Genomic DNA, 16,270 nt, shown 5'->3' on the forward strand with positions numbered 1-16,270 from the left:
GAAGTCGCCGAACTGTAGAGATCACGATCACCTGCTGTAAAGATCCCTCACAACTTGCAAGGAGGATCCGGACACCTACACGCAGGGCAGGCACGAAAGCAACGCAGCGTGACCGGCCTGCACGCCCTGCCTGCAGGGCCTCGTGATCGCGAGGATTTCGTGACTGGCGTGCTCGGCGCTGGCACCTTCGAAGCCGCCGAAGAGGTCATCGCGGCGGCCGCCGTGTGCTGTCACTGGCCTCGCCGTTCGGCGCAAGGCAGCAGCGACGACCGCTCGATCACTCGCATGGGTGACGAACCGCCACAATCTCGTCTCCGGCCGCTAGCTTGGAAGAGGCCATGAGCAGGCAGGCGTGCCGATCGTGGAGGTCCCATGACGACGCGAACAGATGTGATCCCCGGCCAGCCCACCCTCACATCGTGGGCGACTCAACAACGGAGGTTCCGACCACGGCGGTTCACCCCGTCGCCGGAGGAGCTGCGGTTTGCGTTCTACGGCCGGATGTCCACCATCGATCATCAGGATCGAGCGTCGTCGTGCCGGTGGCAGCGCAACTACGCCGAGGACCTGGTTGCCGGCCACGGTCGGATCGTGGTCGAGTTCTTCGACGAGGGTGTCTCTCGCCGGATCGCGTGGCCGGACCGGCCGCAGGCGGCACGGCTGCTCGCCGCCATGGCTGAGCCGGCGCGCGGGTTCGACGCGATCGTCGTGGGTGAGTACGAACGCGCCTTCCACGGCCAGCAACTCGAACAACTGACCCCCACCTTGCTCAAGCATGGTGTGCAGCTGTGGCTGCCGGAAACCCACGGACCGGTGGACTTCGACAACCCCCGACAGGTGGCGCTGCTGGACCTGCTGGGCGTGCACTCCCAGCGGGAGGTGTCCCGGGCCCGGCACCGCACCACCGCCGCCATGCGCGCCCAAGCCGAACTCCAAGGACGGCATCTCGGTGGCCGACCACCCTACGGCTACCGCCTCGTGGACGCTGGTCCTCATCCGAACCGCGCCCACGCCGCCTGGGGACGCCGCCTGCACCGCCTGGAACCCGACCCGGCCACCGCACCCTGGGTCAGGTGGATCTTCGAGCAGCGGCTCGCCGGCTACAGCGTGGCCAGCATCGCCCGCGCCCTCAACGACACCGGCATACCCTGCCCGTCCGGCGCCGACCCGGCACGTAACCGCCACCGCAGCGGCCACCAATGGATGCTGACCACCGTCGCGGCGATCCTCGCCAACCCCCGCTACACCGGCCGCCAAGTGTGGAACCGGCAACGCACCGACCACGACGACATCGAGCCAGACGGCACCATCAGCCGACACCACGAAATCCAGCGCCGGAACGCCGCCCCACAGTGGGTCATCTCCCGCCAGATCGCCCACCCGCCACTGGTCACCGAGGCACAGTTCATCGCGGCCCAGGCCATCCACACCGCGCCCACCCCAGCTGACGGCGCTCCCCGCCGCTACCTCCTGGCCGGCCTCGTGTGCTGCGGCGTCTGCGGCCGCATCATGGACTCCCACTGGGTCCACGGCCGCCCCGGATACCGCTGCCGGCACGGCCACACCAGCAGCCGTACCAAGACCTCACCCCGACCGAAGATCCTCTACATCCGGGAAGACCACCTGCTCGACCGCATCCGACACGACCGCGGACTACACCGGCACCAGCCTGCGCTGCGCAGCCCCGACCCGGATAAGGTCGCCACCTACCTGCACACCAACAACATGATCATTGTGTGCGACCACCACGCATGGACCATCGAATCCGAGACCGCGGTACACACGCTCAACCGACACGGAAGCGGCTTCGCCGCCACAGCAAAAATCCCCGCCCAACGGGACGGGGATCACGCAAAACACGAAGAACTATCACGCTTCGTGTGGAAATAACGTGTCCGAGGGGGGACTTGAACCCCCACGCCCTATACGGGCACTAGCACCTCAAGCTAGCGCGTCTGCCATTCCGCCACCCGGACCTGCTCGCCCAGCCTACCCTGTCGGCCGGAGGCGACCTCGTCGCCCCTCGGCCGCCCTGGCGGGCCGCACGGGGCATTACTGTACACGGCCCGGATGGATCATGCACATCGCCGCAGCCTGGCCGATCATGCCGGGCATAACCGCAGGTCAGCGGCATGGTCGGCGGACTCGCTCGGCCGCCGGGCCGGGGCGCCGTAGTCGGCGGGTGGCGTCCGGCCACCGACTACGGGCAGCATTGCTGGCGTGTCCGACCCCTTCCCCCTGAGCGTCGCTCGGCACCAGGCGCTCGCCCTGCGTTCCGCCGGTGACCTGGCCACCGCCCGCCAGTTGCTGGAAGCCGCGGTCGAGTCGGCCCGTCCGGCGTACGGGGAGGACCACCCGGAGGTGCTGGAGAACGCCCATCTGCTGGCCCGGCTGCATCACGAGGCGGATGACCCGACCGCGGCCCGGCGGGTGCTGGAGGAGACGTACGCGGCCGGGGAGCGCGGGCGCGGCGACGCCGACCCGCTGATGCTGGCGGTCTCCTATGACCTGGCCGTGGTGGCCGAGGAGCTGGGCAACCGGCACGAGGCCCGCCGCAACTACAGCCGCGTCGCCACCGTCGGGCCCGCCGTGCTCGGTCCCGACCACCCCGCCGTACGCAACGCCCGTGAGTACCTCGGCGAGGGCGCTCCGGGACCGCAGCCGGACCTCGCCGGGCCGACCATGACCCTGCCGTCGGTGCCCGCCCCCCGCTCTCCGCACGCCGGGTCGGCGGCACCACCGGCCCGGGCTGTCCCCGCCGCGCCTATGCCGGCACCGCCCCTGACCGGGCCGGACCGGCCACTCCGTGGACCCGAAGTCCAGCCGCAGCCGCAGCCGCAGCCGACGATCGCACCGGCCGCCGCGCACGTCCCGGAACCGTCGCCCTGGGCACCGCCGTCCGCGGCGACGGTTCCGCCCCGGCCAGCGCCCGGACCGGCGACCAGCCCGGCCGTTCCCGCCCTCCCGCCCAGCCCCGCGCCGCTCCCGGCATCCTCCTCACCGTGGAGCCCGAGACCGGCACCGTGGAGCCCGGCACCCACCGCATCTCCCGGCCCTGCCTCCACTCCTGCCGACCCGACCTTCGCGCCACCCGGCCCGGCCGCCGCACCCCCGGTGCCGTCGTCCGCACCGGCGCCTCGAACGCCGCTGGGACCGCGGACGCCGTCACCGGTACCGCCGGTCGCCCCACCGGCGTCGGTCACCGCCCGACCGGCCGGCACGTCGGCGTCGGCCGGTGGAGCGGCAACACCTTCAGCGGAGGCACCCGTTGCGGCGCCTGGTGTACCGAGCGGGACGGGTGACCAGCAGCCGGGGGTGCGCGCACCTGGCTGGGCGAAGCCGACCATCGCGGTGCAGCAGATCGCCCCGCTGCTGGAGACGACGGCGCCGCCGACCGGGGCGACGATCCCGCCGGCACCGCCGGCTCGGACTCCGGTCGTCCCGAGCCCGGACGGGCCGCTCCCCCCGCCCCCGGTAGTGCCCCGGCTCCAGCGGAACGCATCCGCCAGCCCGACCCCGGCCGGCGGACTACCCGCCGGCACGTCGGCGGGGCCTCCGAACGGCCCGACCGGCATCGCCCACCCGACCAGCAGCGCTTCCTTTCCGACCAGCGGCGCTCCCACTACCGCCCCTCCGGTCAGCGGACCGCCCGGCTCCTACCCGACCAGCGGCGCGCCGGCCACCGCCCAGCCGACCAGCGGACCACCCGCCGTCTCCTACACGACCAGCGGCGTTCCCACCAACGCCCACCCGGCCGGCGGACCCGGGCCCTCCTACCCGACCGCGACGCCCTACCCGGCCCAGCAGGAACTCGGAGCACCCCAACCGGCGGGACGAGTGCCCGGAACGCCGGTCGGTGGCCCGCACGTCGATGCGCCGGCCGGACCACGTGCCAACGCGGCGGCCGGACCGCGAGTCGACGCGCCGGCCGAGCCGCCGCACCCGGTCGGCGGTCCGGCCTTCGGCCCGCCGCCGGTGAACCCGGCGGCACCGGTCGGCGGGTCGCCGTCACCGGAGTGGGCGACGACGTCGTGGAGCGGCGTCCCGGCGGGGCACCTCGCCGACCGACCGGCACCGGGCCACGTGGAGCCACCCTTCCCGGCGTACCCCGGGGAGCAGGGCGGGCCACCGCCGGCGGCGTACCCGATGGGGGCGGAGCCGGCGTCGCGCGGGCGCAGGCGGGCGGTCGTGGCCGGCGGGGTCGCGGTCGCGGTGGCCGCGCTGGTCGGGGTGGGTGCGGTGGTGCTGGGCCGGGACGATCCGGCGCCCGCGCCGGCACCCGGGCCGACGGGCGCGGCGCCGGAGGCGTCCGGTGCGCCGCCGGGCGGGCTGGAGCTGCGCGACGACAGCACCACCATCACCATCACCTGGACGGACCCGACCGGCGGCGGGGTGCCGTTCATGGTGGCGGGCGGCCGGGCCGGCCAGCGGTTGGGGGTGATGGCCACGGTGGACGCGGGGCAGACCAGCTACACGGTGAACGGGCTGAACGCCCGGCTGGACTACTGCTTCACGGTGCTCGCGGTCTATTCGACGGACAGCTTCGCAACCTCCGGGCAGGTCTGCACGGACCGGGAGGGTGGCCGGTCGCCGGGTTGACCGTCGCGCCACTGCGGACACGCTGGGTGTCCACAGGCGGACGGTGCGGGTTCCCCCGCCCGCGACCGGCCCATATGATGGCTCCCGGCTCTGGGGAGGGTCGCGGCCGCACGGCCCGTCTCCCCCGCACCGAGACGGGAAGGCGACCGGCTGTGGCCACCATCGAGGACGTCGCGCACACCGGGACGGAGCCGGCCCGGCCCCGCCGCCCCCGCCTCCGGCGGGGCGGGCTGGTGACCATCGGTACGGTGGCCGCGCTGCTGGCCGCCATGGGGTTGACCGTCCTCGGCCTCGGCGCCGCCGACAACGCGGTGGCGAACTACGACGCCGCGTCCTGGCTGTGGAGCACGGGCCGCAGCGAGCTGGCCCGGGTCAACGGGGTCACCGCCCGGGTCGACACCCGGGTCGAGGTGCCGGGCGCGCGCCGGCACTCGGTGCAGGTCACCCAGACCGACCGGCTGCTGGTGCTGCGGGATCTGCGGACCGGTCAGGTCAGCTCGCTGGACCTGGCCACGCTGCAGATCACCGCGACCACGCCGACCACGCCCGGTCTCGGGGTCAACGTGGTGCTGCACGAGGAGACCGCGTTCGTGGTGGACGCGGTGCAGGGCATCGTGCGGCAACTCGACCCCCGGTCGTTGACGCCGGTGGGCGAGCCGGTCCGCTATCCGCCGGGGATCACCGGCGGCGCGTTCGACGGCAAGGGTCGCCTGTGGATCGCGGTGCCGAGCGAGGGTACGGTCTCCGCGGTCACGGGCGCCGCGCTGCCGACCCGGACGGGTGCGCCGCCGTCGCCGGGTGCCGGGTTGAGCCCGAAGCGGGTCGAGACGTACGACGTGGCGGAGCCCGCGCACGAGCTGGTGGTCTCCACCCTGGACGACGGGGTGGCGGTGCTCGACCGCACTTCGGCCTCGCTGGTCACGGTGCGTTCCGGGCAGACCCGGCGGGCGAGGCTGACGTTGAGCGCCCCGGCCACCCTGCCGGCGCGGACCAGCGGCACCCAGGTGCCCGTCACGGTGCCCGGCGAGCGGCGGGTGCACGTGGTCGGCGAGGACGGCGAGGTGCGGCAGTTCACCGTGCCGGGCAGCGGCACCGAACTGAGCCCGGCGGTGGCCTGGGCGGGGCGGTTCTACTGCGGCGACGAGACGACCGGCACGGTCTACTCGTTCGACGCCGACGGCAAGCTGGTGGACACCGTTCCCGGCACCGGTTCCGCCGGCCCGCTGGAGCTGGAGGTGCGGGAGAACCACCTGTTCATCAACGCTCCGAACGCGGCGACCGCCCGGGTGGTGGACGACCACCACCAGGTCCGCACGGTCAACAAGTACGCCAACGACGTGCTCGGCGGCGACCCGCCGCCGGTCGCCCCGCCGCCCCCGCCGAAGAAGCCGCAGGTGGGCAAGCCGGGCGCGCCCCGGAACGTCACCGCCGCCGCCGGCAACGCCTCGGCCCGGGTGAGCTGGCGGGCCGCCGCCGCGAACGGCGCCGAGATCAGCCGGTACGTGGTGGAGGGCGCCGGCCAGCGGCACGAGGTGGGCGCCAACCAACGGGCGGTGGAGGTCACCGGCCTGACCAACGGGGAGACGTACACCTTCGCGGTGCACGCGGTGAACGCCAAGGGCGACGGGCCGGCGCGCCGGAGCAACCCGGTGACGCCGACCGCGGCGGTGCCCGACCCGCCGTCGGCCGTCACCGCCGAGGCCCGGCCGGACGGCACGGTGCTGGTGACCTGGCCGGCCGCGAACGGGCAGGGCAACACCATCGCCAGGTACGCGGTGACCGCGACCTCGGCCGGCACCAACGCCCCGGCCGGCGAGTCGACGAAGACGCAGCTGATCGTGCCGGCCGGTGAGTTGGAGTACGGCACCCAGTACGCCTTCACCGTGGTCAGCGTCAACGACAAGGGCGCCGGTTCGGCGGCCTCCCCGGTCAGCAACACGGTGGTGCCGTTCGCCCCGCCGGCCCCGGCGACCGAACTGCGCGCCACCACCGTCGCCAACCGGCCGGGTACCATCGCGGTGCAGTGGGCACCGGCGGTGGACAACGGCCGCCCGGTCACGAAATACCTGGTGGACGTGGGCGGGCGGAGCAGCGAGGTGACCGACACCCGGGCCACCGTCAGCGGGCTCGGCGACGGGCAGAACGTGACGGTCAAGGTGAAGGCGGTCAACGAGGCCGGCCCCGGCCCGGAGGCCACCACCACCGCCCGTACCGTGGCCGCGCCCCGGGTCACGGTGACCGGCTCGTCGGCCGACGCGACCTCGGTGACGGTCACGTTCACGGTGGACGCGGGCGGCGGGAAGGCCACCTGCTCGGCGGTAGCGGGCGGGAAGAGCGCCAGCGGCAACTGTGCGAGCCTGCGGGTGACCGGGTTGACGCCGGGGACGGCGTACTCGGTGACGGTGACGGCGAGCAACGCGGCCGGCAAGGGCACCGCCGACCGGACCCAGTCGACCGACCCGCTGTACGGCATCGCCACCTGCAACAACGGCCCGACGGGCGACCAGCGCACCTACTGTGACCGCGACGTGCCCGGGGACCGCAACGGCAACGAGATCTTCTCGGTGCCGCGCCAGGACAACGCCGAGCAGGTGGGCTGGGCGAAGCCCGGCACCCGGCTGAAGGCGTACTGCCGGATCCAGGGCGAGAACGTCGACTCGTGGATCTACAACAGCCAGAAGCAGAGCACCTGGTGGGTGCGGGTCGAGTACAAGGGACGGAACTACATTCCGTGGGCCTGGCTCAACCTGTCCGGCGGCGACACCATCACCGTCCTGCCCACCTGCTGACCCCAGTCGAGGAGCACCGGAGCACGTGAACAGCCACGAACCGCTCACCCAGCCGGAGGTGCAGGGCTTCGCCGCCCTGGCCGCCCGGCTGGCCGAGAACGTCAACGCGGTCGTGCTGGGCAAGCCGCAGGTGGTCCGGCTGGCGTTGACCGCGCTCTTCGCCCAGGGGCACGTACTGCTGGAGGACGTGCCCGGGGTCGGCAAGACCACCCTGGCCCGGGCCGTCGCGGCCACCGTGCAGGGCGAGTGGCGGCGCATCCAGTTCACCCCGGACCTGCTCCCCTCGGACGTCTCCGGAGTGACCATCTTCAACCAGGCCACCCGGGGCTTCGAGTTCCACCCCGGTCCGGTCTTCGCCAACATCGTCATCGCCGACGAGATCAACCGGGCGTCGCCGAAGACCCAGTCGGCGCTGCTGGAGGTGATGGAGGAGCGGACGGTCACCGTGGACGGCGTACGCCACCCGGTGCCGCAGCCGTTCCTGGTGGTCGCCACCCAGAACCCGGTGGAGATGGACGGCACCTACCGGCTCCCGGAGGCCCAGCTCGACCGGTTCCTGGTGAAGCTCTCGGTGGGCTACCCGGACGAGGCGGTCGAGGTGGAGGTGCTGCGCGGGGCCACGGTCCGCTCCCCCGACTCGCTGAGCCCGGTCACCGACACGGCCACCGTGGGGGAGATGGTGAAGATGGCCCGCCGGGTGCACATCGCCGAGCCGCTCTACACGTACGCGGTCCGGCTGGCCGCCGCGACGCGTACCCACCCGCAGGTGCGGGTCGGGGTGAGTCCCCGGGGCGTGATCGCGCTGACCCGGGCGGCCTGCGCGTACGCGCTGGTCGACGGGCGGGGCTGGATCATGCCGGAGGACCTGAAGACCCTCGCCGAGCCGGTCTTCGCGCACCGGCTGCTGCTCACCGCCGACGCGCAGGTGCGCGGGGTGACGGCCGCCGAGGTGCTGCGCCAGGCCGTCGCCTCGGTGCCGGTGCCGCTCCCCTCCGGCCAGCCCGCCCCGGTACGCGGCTGAGCCGTGCGGATCACCGCCCGGGGTGTCGGGCTGCTCGTCGCCGCCGTCGTGCTGCTGGTCGCCGGTTTCCGTTTCGCGTACCCGGAGCTGACCGTGCTCGGCGCGGCGGCCGGCGTCGCTGTCGGGTACGCCCTGGTCACGGCGGCCTGGCGGCCCCGGCTGGCGGTGACCCGCAGCGTCGACCCGGACCGGGTGGCCCGGGGCGAGCCGGCCGTGGTGACGCTGATCGTGCGGAACACCGGGCGGCTGCGGGCGGCGAACCTGCTGGCGGAGGACCGCTGCGGCGACAGGTGCGTGCCGGTGCCGGTGCTGCGGTTGCGGCCGGGGCGGGACACCACGGTCCGCTACGACGTGCCGACCCACCGCCGCGGCGTGGTGCCGATCGGCCCGCTGCGGGTCACCCGCCGCGACCCGCTCGGGCTGGTCGCGCTGGCCCGACCGTACGGGGAGACCGTGCCGGTCTGGGTGCACCCGCGCATCCATCCGCTCGGCGCGGTGCCGCCGGGGGCGGGACGCAGCCTGGACGGCCGCACCGACGCGGTGCCGCACGGGTCGATCACCTTCGACTCGCTGCGGGAGTACGTGGTCGGCGACGAGCTGCGCCGGGTGCACTGGCGGACCAGCGCCCGGGTGGGTGAGCTGATGGTGCGGGAGAACGTGGACACCAGCCTGCCCCGGCTGGTGGTGGTGCTGGACAACCGGGCCGCCGCGCACCCGGTGCGGTCGGCCGGGGTGGCGGAGTCCTTCGAGGCCGGCTGCGAGGCGGCCGCGTCGGTGGTGGCCGCCGCCGTCCGCGAGGACCTGCCGGTGACCCTGCTGCTGGTGGCGCCGGACCCGGCGGGTGGTGACCCGCCGCTGGACCGGCTGGCCGCGGCCGGGCTGACCGACGGGGGCGGGGACGTGCTGTCGACGGCGGTGAGCCGGTTGCGGCAGGAGCGGCTCGGCGACACCCTGGTCTTCCTGACCGGGCCGGGTGGCCGTGGTGACCTCGGGCATGTCGGCGCGCTGCGGGGGACGTACCCGTCGGTGATGGTGGCGGTCCTCGGCGCGACCGAACCGACGCCGCCGGGCGGCGCGGGCCTGGTGGTGCTGGATGCGGCCGACGGCGCGGAGTTCGCCGCCGGGTGGGACGGGATCCGCCGGTGGTGACCGGGTCGGACGCCGACCGGGCGGCGTGGTGGCGGCCCGTGGACGTGCTGCGCGCAGTCCCGGTGCCGCTGGCCCTGGTGGCGATGATCTCCCTGGCCGGCGTGGTGCTCGGCCGGGTGTACGCCGGTGACCTGCTGACCCGGCTGACGGTCGGCGCGGCGGTCGGCTCGGTGCTGGTCGGGGTGGCCGCCCGGCGGCTGCCGTCGTGGCTGGTCGCACCGCTGTCGGTGCTCGCCCTGGCCGGGTGGACGGCGCTGTCGCTGCGGCTGGCCGCCGCACACGCCGAGCTGCCCGGCAGCCTGGCCGGGGTGGCCGGGGACGCGGCGCGCAACGCGGTCCCCGGCTGCTGACCGCGATGATCCCGGTCGAGCCGGCCCCCGACACGGTGCTGGTGCCGGTGGTGGCGGCCTGGCTGGCCGGGCTGGCCGGCGCGGAGGTGGCGCTGCGGGCGGGCCGGGTGCTGCTGGGCTACCTGCCACCGGCGCTGCTCTATGCCGGGGCGGTCTACGTGGTGGGCCCGAACGCCGAGCCGGCGATCTGGCCGACGGTGGCGTTCGCCGCGGTCGCCGCGGTGGGGCTGGCGGTGCCGGGCCGGCGCGACGCCGGCGACCCGGCGGCCGGTCTCACCCCGGCGGTACGCGCCGCGGTGCGGCTGCGCCTGGCCGGGGCCACGGCGGCGGGGCTGACGGTGGTCGTCGGGGTGGCCGCCCTGCTCGGCCCGGCCCTGGCCGGTCAGGTGGACCGGCGGCCGGTGGATCCCCGCCGCTACGTGGAGCCGCCCCGGGTGGAGTCGTTGGACGAGAACCCACTGATCCGGATCTCCGGGTGGGCGCTGAACCCGGACCAGAAGCTGCTGGAGGTGCGCGGGGGCGGTCCGGACGCCCGGATCCGGCTGGCGGTGCTGAGCGACTACGACGGGGTGACCTGGCGGGTCGGTGCCACGTACCGCAACGCGGGCCGGATCCTGCCGGTGTCGCAGTCGCCGCCCGGGGTCACCGTGGAGACGGTCCGGCAGGAGATCACCGTGGCGGAGCTGACCGGGCGGCTGCTGCCGGCGGTGGCCACCCCGCGTGAGGTGACCGGCGCCCGGGCCGCGTACGACCCGGCGACCGGGACGCTGATCCGGCCGGAGGGGCTCACCCCGGGGCTGCGGTACGCGGTGACGTCGGCGCGGGAACGTCCGGAGGGGAACCTGCTGGCCACCGCGAACGTGCCGGCCGGCGACGCGGTGGCCCGGGAGCTGCGGGTGGCCGACGGGGTGCCGGAGCCGCTGCGCCGGCTGGCCGCCCAGCTCGCCGAGTCCAACGGCGCCCCGTACGCGCGGGCCGCCTCGATCGAGCAGTTCCTCGCCGAGCACTACCGGGTGACCGCGGACGCACCGAGCGGGCACGCCTACCCGAACCTGGCGTTCTTCCTGTTCGGACCGCGTAACGGCGGCGGGCAGCAGGGCACGTCGGAGCAGTTCGCGGCGGCGTTCGCGGTGCTGGGCCGGTTGACCGGCCTGCCGACCCGGGTGGTGGTGGGGTTCCGGCCGCGCGGCGACGGCCCGGTCCGGGCGGCGGACGCGTCGGCCTGGCCGGAGGTGCTCTTCGACGGGGTCGGTTGGGTGCCGTTCGACCCGATGCCCCGGCCGGACGAGAAACCGCGACCGGTGGAGGAGGACTTCCGTCCCACCCCGGACGACCCGCCGCCGTCGCAGGTGCCGGAGCCGACCGTGGAGCCCACCGCCACGCCGGCCGCGGTGGCGTCGGGCCCACCGCGCCGGGACGTCGGGCCCTCCACGCCGGCGCTGGTGGGGGGCGGGCTGATCCTGGTGGTCGGCGGGCTGCTGCTGGTGCTGAACCTGGCGCGCCGGAACCTCACCCGGACCCGGCTGGAGCGGGGCGACCCCGGCGAACGCGTCGCCGGCGCCTGGCGAGAGGTGACCGACGCGCTACGGCTGGCCGGCCACCCGGTCGGCGACGACCTGGCCGCCGCGGAGGTGACCGACCGGGCCCGCCGGGCCCTCGCGCAGGACGGGACGGCGCTGACCACCGCCGGCACCCGGGCGGTCGACGGGCCGGCCGCCCAGGTGGGCGAGCTGGCCGCGCTGCTCAACCAGGTGGCCTTCGCCCCGGGCACGGCCACCGGGGCGCAGGCCGACCGGGCGGCGACGCTGGCCGACGGGTACGTCTCGGCGCTGCGCTCGGCCCGCCCGTGGTGGCGCCGGTTGCTCTGGTCGGTGCATCCGGTCCGCTGCGCTGGCGTCGCTGACGTCCGATGGCCGCCGCCTCCTACCATGCAGGCGTGTCCACCGGGATCTGGCTGATCGTCACGCTGGCCGCCCTCGTCCTCGCGGCGGCGACCACGGCCGGCGTGGTCGCGCGGTCCCGTCGTCGCCGCCGACCCGTGACCCGTGCGGAGCGGCTGGCGGCGGCGGCGAAGGCGGCCCGGCAGCTGCGCCGTTCCGCCCCTCGGCCGCATCGTGACACCTTCGAGCGTGGCGCCGATCCGACGGACCGCTACTCCGCCGCGATCCTGGAGAACAGCACCTACGGCGACGCGGCCGGTCACGGAGGCGGCTCCTACTGACCGGCGGCGCGCAGCTTGCGGACGAGTTTGCGCAGGCCGGCCTGCCAGCCGTCGGGGTCCTCGGCGCGCCGCCGGGCATACGCGGCGACCTCGGGGTGCGGCAGGATCAGGAAACGCTCCTCGGCCAGCCCGGCGATGGTGGCGTCGGCGACCTGGCCGGGGGTGAGCACCGCGCCGGAGGCGGCGATGACCCGGGCGCCGAGGTGGCCGGCGGCGAGCCCGTCGGCGAGCATCGGGGTGTCGACGCCCTGCGGGCAGAGCGCGCTGACCCGGATGCCGGCGTCCCGGTAGGTGATGGCGAGCCACTCGGCGAAGCCGACCGCCGCGTGCTTGGTGGCGGTGTACGGGGCGTCGCCGACGGCGGTCAGCACGCCCGCCGCCGAGCAGGTGAAGAGCAGGTGTCCCGCGCCGCGCCGGAGCATCCCCGGCAGCACCGCCCGGGCGGTGTGCACGTGGGCGAGGACGTTCACCTGCCAGGCCCGCTCCCAGTCCGCGTCGGGCGCGTCCACTCCCCCGCCGGTGGCCACGCCGGCGTTGGCGCAGAACAGGTCGATCCGGCCGTACCGCTGCTCGGTCTGCGCGACCAGGGCGCGGACCTGGTCGGGCGCGGTGACGTCGAGGGCGACGCCGTGGGCGACCGGGCCGATGCCGTCGGCGACCGCGCGGGCCGCGTCGGCGGCCAGGTCGGCCACCACGACGGCGGCGGCGCCCTCGGCGGCGAACCGGCGGGCCAGGGCGGAGCCGATGCCGCCCGCGCCGCCGGTGATCACCGCCACCCGGTCGGTGAGGTTCATTGTCGGCTCCCGTCCGCGACGCCGAGTCGGGGGATGAGGGCGGCGAGCGCCGCCGCGCCGCCGGCGGACAGCTCGGGCGTGGGCAGCAGCGCCGTCACGGGTACGTCCACCCCGGCGGCGGCGTAGCGGCGGACCTGTTCGGCGCAGTGCTCGGGCGAGCCGTGCAGCACCAGTGCGTCGACCACCTCGTCGGGCACCGCGGCGGCGGCGCCGCGCCGGTCCCCGGCGTCCCAGGCCGCCCACATCGGCCCGAGCGAGTCCTGGCGGCCGAGCCAACGGTGGAAGGCGGCGTACGCGGGCACGGTGAGGTAGCCGGCGATCAGCCGGCGGCCCAGCGCGCGGGCGTGCCCGGCGTCCTCGGTGGGGCAGACGAAGATCCGGGCGACGACCTCGAAGCCGGGTCGGCGGTCGCCGAGTTCGGCGAGGGCCCGTGGCACGTCGTCGGCGGCCAGCCAGTTGAGGATCACCCCGTCGGCCTCGGCGGCGGCCAGCCGCAGCATGCCGGGGCGCAGCGCGGCCAGCAGCACCGGTGGCGGCACGGCCGGCGGGCGTTCCAGGGTGAACCGGCGGACGGTGAAGGTGTCGTAGACCTCGTCGACGGTCTCGCCGCGCAGCGCCGCGCGGAGGAATCGCAGCACGTCCCGGGTACGCCGGAACGGCTCGTCGAAGCGGCCGGCGTTCCAGTCGCGGACCAGGACCGGCGAGGAGGCGCCGATGCCGAGGGCGAACCGGCCGGGGGCGGTCTCGGCGAGCGCGGCGGCGGTCATCGCCAGCAGCCCCGGCCCCCGGGTGAAGACGGGGGTGATGGCGGTGCCGAGGCGCAGTCGCGGCTGCCAGGCGGCGGCGAGCGTGAGCGGGGTGAACGCGTCGGTGCCGGCCACCTCGGAGGACCAGACGTCGGTGAAGCCGGCCCGGTCGAGGGCCGCGTAGACCGCGGCGTGGTCGGCGAGCGGGATCCCGCTCAGCGGCACCGTCATACCCCATCGGTTCGTCACCGGTCGATCGTGCCCGCTGGCCGCCGCCCCGAGCAAGATCCCGCAGGGATCCGGGCGTTGTGCTCCGATACGCCCGGAAAGAGTGTTACGACTGCCAGGTGGGCCGGACCGAGGGTGGGAGGCGATGGTGAGGACCCCCGAGCCAGCCGCCCTGCTGCCCGAGGACCAGGGGGGCCGGGCCACCTTCCTGGAGCTCTTCTTCGACCTGGTGTACGTCTTCGCGCTGACCCGGATCGGCGCCCGCGCCTTCGAGGACCTGGCCGTGGAGCCGGCGCACGGGAGCGTGTGGCGGGCGCTCACCGGAGGCGGCAAGACCCTGATCCTGCTTTTCGCGCTCTGGGCGCTCTGGCAGGGCACCGCCTGGACCACCAGCCGCTACGACCCATACCACATCTGGTTGCAGACGATCGTGATCACCGCGCTGGTGTGCAGCATGGTGATGGGGGTGGCGGTCCCCCGGGCGTTCAGCACGACCGGACTCGCCTTCGCCGTCGCGTACGTGGTGGCGCAGGTGAGTCGGCCGGGGATTCTGCTGCTCGCGCTGCGCCGCCCGCAGTACCGGCGACTGAAACAGCGCATGCTGATCACCTTCTGCGCCACCGGCGTGCTCTGGATCGTCGGGGCGTTCCTGCCCACGAACCCCCGGGTCGTGCTCTGGGTGACCGCACTCGTGCTCGAGTACCTGGCGCAGCGGTTCGGCTGGCCGGTGCCGGGGCTGGGCCGCTCGACCGTCTCCCGCTGGGACATCCACGGTGAGCACCTGGCCGAGCGCTACCAGCAGTTCTTCCTCGTCGCGCTCGGCGAGACCATTCTGGTCGCCGGGGTGTCGTACAGCCGGGACCCGACCAGCCTGACCAGGACCGCCGGCTTCGCGGCCGCAGTCGTCACCTCGGTGCTGCTCTGGCGCATCTACGTGCAGCGGGCCGGACAGATCCTTGCCGAGGCGGTCACCCGGGCCGCCCATCCCGCCACGATCGGCCGGTCCGCCGCCGACACCCACCTGGTGATGGTGGTCGGCGTGGTCGCCACCGCGATCGGCTACGAGCTGGTCAACGAGCACCCCACCGGACACGGCGAGATCCCGTGGATCGCCATGATCCTCGGTGGGCCGGCGATCTTCCTCGCCGGCCGGGCCCGCTTCGAGTACGAGGTGTTCGGCCGCGTCTCACCGTCGCGCTGGCTGGCGTTCCTCGTCCTGCTCGGACTGATCCCGGTCCTGATCCACGTGGCGCCGCTGGCGTCGGCCTGGGCGGCTGCCCTGGTGCTGCTCGCCGTGGCGGTCGCCGACGCCCGCCGCGCCTGGGGCCGCCCGCCCGAAGCCGCCGCCCCACCGTTCTGACCGCCGGCCCCATCGACCCGCCAGCCCCGTCGACCCACCGCCATCCCGGCCCGTCCGCCACCACCCGGGGTCCCACGCGCCGGCCATCCCCCGGGCGACGCCGGGGGTGCCGACCGGTCGGACCCGGGACTAGCATCCGCCAATGACCTTCTCGATCGTCGCCCGCTCGGCGGACGGGCTCCTGCACGGTGTCGCCGCGGCCAGCAAGTTCCTCGCCGCCGGTGCGCTCGTCCCGGCCGCCGAGGCACAGGTGGGCGCCGTCGCGACCCAGGCGCACGTCAACCTGGCGTACCGATCGCAGGGGCTGGCGCTGCTGCGTACCGGCGTGGCCGCCGCCGACGTGGTGGCCGGCCTGGTCGCCGCCGACCCCGGCCGGGACGACCGGCAGCTCGGTGTGGTCGCCGCGACCGGCGACGGCGCGACCTGGACCGGGCCGCGCTGCCACCCGTGGGCCGGCGGTCAGGCCGGCGACGGCTGGGCCGTGCAGGGCAACATCCTCGCCGGCCCGCACGTCGTCGACGCGGTCCGAGACGCCTGGCTGGCCGGCGGGGAACTGCCGTTCCCGCAGCGGCTGCTGGCCGCGCTGCACGCCGGTGACCGGGCCGGCGGCGACCGGCGGGGCCGGCAGAGCGCCGGCCTGCTGGTGGTGCAGCGGCACGGTGGTTACGCCGGCACCGGCGACAACCTGGTCGACCTGCGGGTGGACGACCACCCCGACCCGGTGACCGAGCTGGGTCGACTGCTCGACACGCACACCCTGCTCTTCGGCAAGCCGGACCCGGCCACCCTGCTCGACCTGACCGGCCCGCTCGCCGACGAGGTCGCCGCCCTGCTGGCCGCCGCCGGCCACCCGACCGGGGCTGCCGGGCCGGACGACGCGCTCGCTTCCTGGGCCGGGGTGGAGAACCTCGAGGAGCGGCTGGTGCCCGGCCGGATCGACCCCATCGTGCTGGACCACCTGCGCCGCACCGTCCCGGCCACCCGCGCCGGCGACTGACGTCACGCCGCCGGCC

10 protein-coding genes, 1 tRNA gene and 1 pseudogene are annotated in these 16,270 nt (G+C 75.1%); 9 read left to right on the forward strand and 3 right to left on the reverse strand.

All coding sequences use genetic code 11. From position 1 onward, the window contains the following. Positions 1-372: 372 nt before the first annotated feature. A complete protein-coding gene (locus MRQ36_RS02435; protein ID WP_278187410.1) occupies positions 373-1,890 on the forward strand; it encodes a recombinase family protein in 1,518 nt (505 codons plus the stop codon). A 2-nt stretch (positions 1,891-1,892) separates the two neighbouring features. Here MRQ36_RS02435 and MRQ36_RS02440 read toward each other — a convergent pair. Further along, positions 1,893-1,976, reverse strand: a tRNA-Leu gene (locus tag MRQ36_RS02440). 244 nt (positions 1,977-2,220) lie between these two features. Between MRQ36_RS02440 and MRQ36_RS34305 the strand changes: the two genes are divergently transcribed. From MRQ36_RS34305 to MRQ36_RS02470, 6 genes and pseudogenes are all read left to right on the forward strand, one after another. Then, positions 2,221-4,599 carry a tetratricopeptide repeat protein gene (locus tag MRQ36_RS34305; RefSeq protein ID WP_374249800.1) on the forward strand — a complete coding sequence of 793 codons (2,379 nt, stop codon included), beginning with the start codon at positions 2,221-2,223 and terminating at the stop codon, positions 4,597-4,599. Positions 4,600-4,751: 152 nt separating this feature from the next. After that, positions 4,752-7,388 (forward strand): fibronectin type III domain-containing protein, encoded by a 2,637-nt coding sequence (locus tag MRQ36_RS02450; protein WP_242792355.1) that lies wholly within the window; start codon positions 4,752-4,754, stop codon positions 7,386-7,388. Positions 7,389-7,413: 25 nt separating this feature from the next. Continuing rightward, positions 7,414-8,409, forward strand: a complete 996-nt coding sequence (locus tag MRQ36_RS02455; RefSeq protein WP_242792356.1) for a MoxR family ATPase — start codon at positions 7,414-7,416, stop codon at positions 8,407-8,409. A 3-nt stretch (positions 8,410-8,412) separates the two neighbouring features. Then, a complete protein-coding gene (locus tag MRQ36_RS02460; protein WP_242792358.1) occupies positions 8,413-9,558 on the forward strand; it encodes a DUF58 domain-containing protein in 1,146 nt (381 codons plus the stop codon). Beyond that, positions 9,534-11,866: pseudogene (locus MRQ36_RS02465) on the forward strand (transglutaminaseTgpA domain-containing protein). The gene MRQ36_RS02460 and the pseudogene MRQ36_RS02465 overlap by 25 nt, the downstream one beginning before the upstream one ends. Beyond that, complete coding sequence (locus MRQ36_RS02470; protein WP_242792360.1) at positions 11,845-12,129, forward strand: hypothetical protein; 285 nt, start codon at positions 11,845-11,847, stop codon at positions 12,127-12,129. Before MRQ36_RS02465 ends, MRQ36_RS02470 begins: the two are co-directional and overlap by 22 nt. On the opposite strand, the gene MRQ36_RS02475 is transcribed toward MRQ36_RS02470, so the two are convergent. Both MRQ36_RS02475 and MRQ36_RS02480 read right to left on the reverse strand, forming a co-directional pair. Then, positions 12,123-12,923 carry an SDR family oxidoreductase gene (locus MRQ36_RS02475; RefSeq protein ID WP_242792362.1) on the reverse strand — a complete coding sequence of 267 codons (801 nt, stop codon included), beginning with the start codon at positions 12,921-12,923 and terminating at the stop codon, positions 12,123-12,125. The genes MRQ36_RS02470 and MRQ36_RS02475 overlap by 7 nt on opposite strands. Further along, entirely contained in the window at positions 12,920-13,900 is a 981-nt protein-coding gene (locus tag MRQ36_RS02480; RefSeq protein ID WP_242800793.1) for an LLM class F420-dependent oxidoreductase, read from the reverse strand. The genes MRQ36_RS02475 and MRQ36_RS02480 overlap by 4 nt, the downstream gene beginning before the upstream one ends. Positions 13,901-14,042: 142 nt before the next feature. Between MRQ36_RS02480 and MRQ36_RS02485 the strand changes: the two genes are divergently transcribed. Both MRQ36_RS02485 and MRQ36_RS02490 read left to right on the forward strand, forming a co-directional pair. Further along, entirely contained in the window at positions 14,043-15,257 is a 1,215-nt protein-coding gene (locus MRQ36_RS02485; protein WP_242792364.1) for a low temperature requirement protein A, read from the forward strand. A gap of 142 nt (positions 15,258-15,399) precedes the next feature. Then, the gene (locus tag MRQ36_RS02490) at positions 15,400-16,254 is read left to right on the forward strand and encodes a DUF1028 domain-containing protein (RefSeq protein WP_242792366.1); all 855 of its coding nucleotides are present in this window, start codon (positions 15,400-15,402) and stop codon (positions 16,252-16,254) included. Positions 16,255-16,270: the final 16 nt, after the last annotated feature.

The organism is Micromonospora sp. R77 (assembly GCF_022747945.1).
In the GTDB taxonomy this organism is placed as follows: Bacteria; Actinomycetota; Actinomycetes; order Mycobacteriales; family Micromonosporaceae; genus Micromonospora.

Excerpts from the sequence above, each read along its gene's own strand:
- MRQ36_RS02435 (WP_278187410.1), top strand. The coding sequence starts at position 373 with ATGACGACGCGAACAGATGTGATCCCCGGCCAGCCCACCCTCACATCG.
- MRQ36_RS02475 (WP_242792362.1), bottom strand. The coding sequence starts at position 12,923 with ATGAACCTCACCGACCGGGTGGCGGTGATCACCGGCGGCGCGGGCGGC.
- MRQ36_RS02480 (WP_242800793.1), bottom strand. The coding sequence starts at position 13,900 with ATGACGGTGCCGCTGAGCGGGATCCCGCTCGCCGACCACGCCGCGGTC.
- MRQ36_RS02485 (WP_242792364.1), top strand. The coding sequence starts at position 14,043 with ATGGTGAGGACCCCCGAGCCAGCCGCCCTGCTGCCCGAGGACCAGGGG.
- MRQ36_RS02490 (WP_242792366.1), top strand. The coding sequence starts at position 15,400 with ATGACCTTCTCGATCGTCGCCCGCTCGGCGGACGGGCTCCTGCACGGT.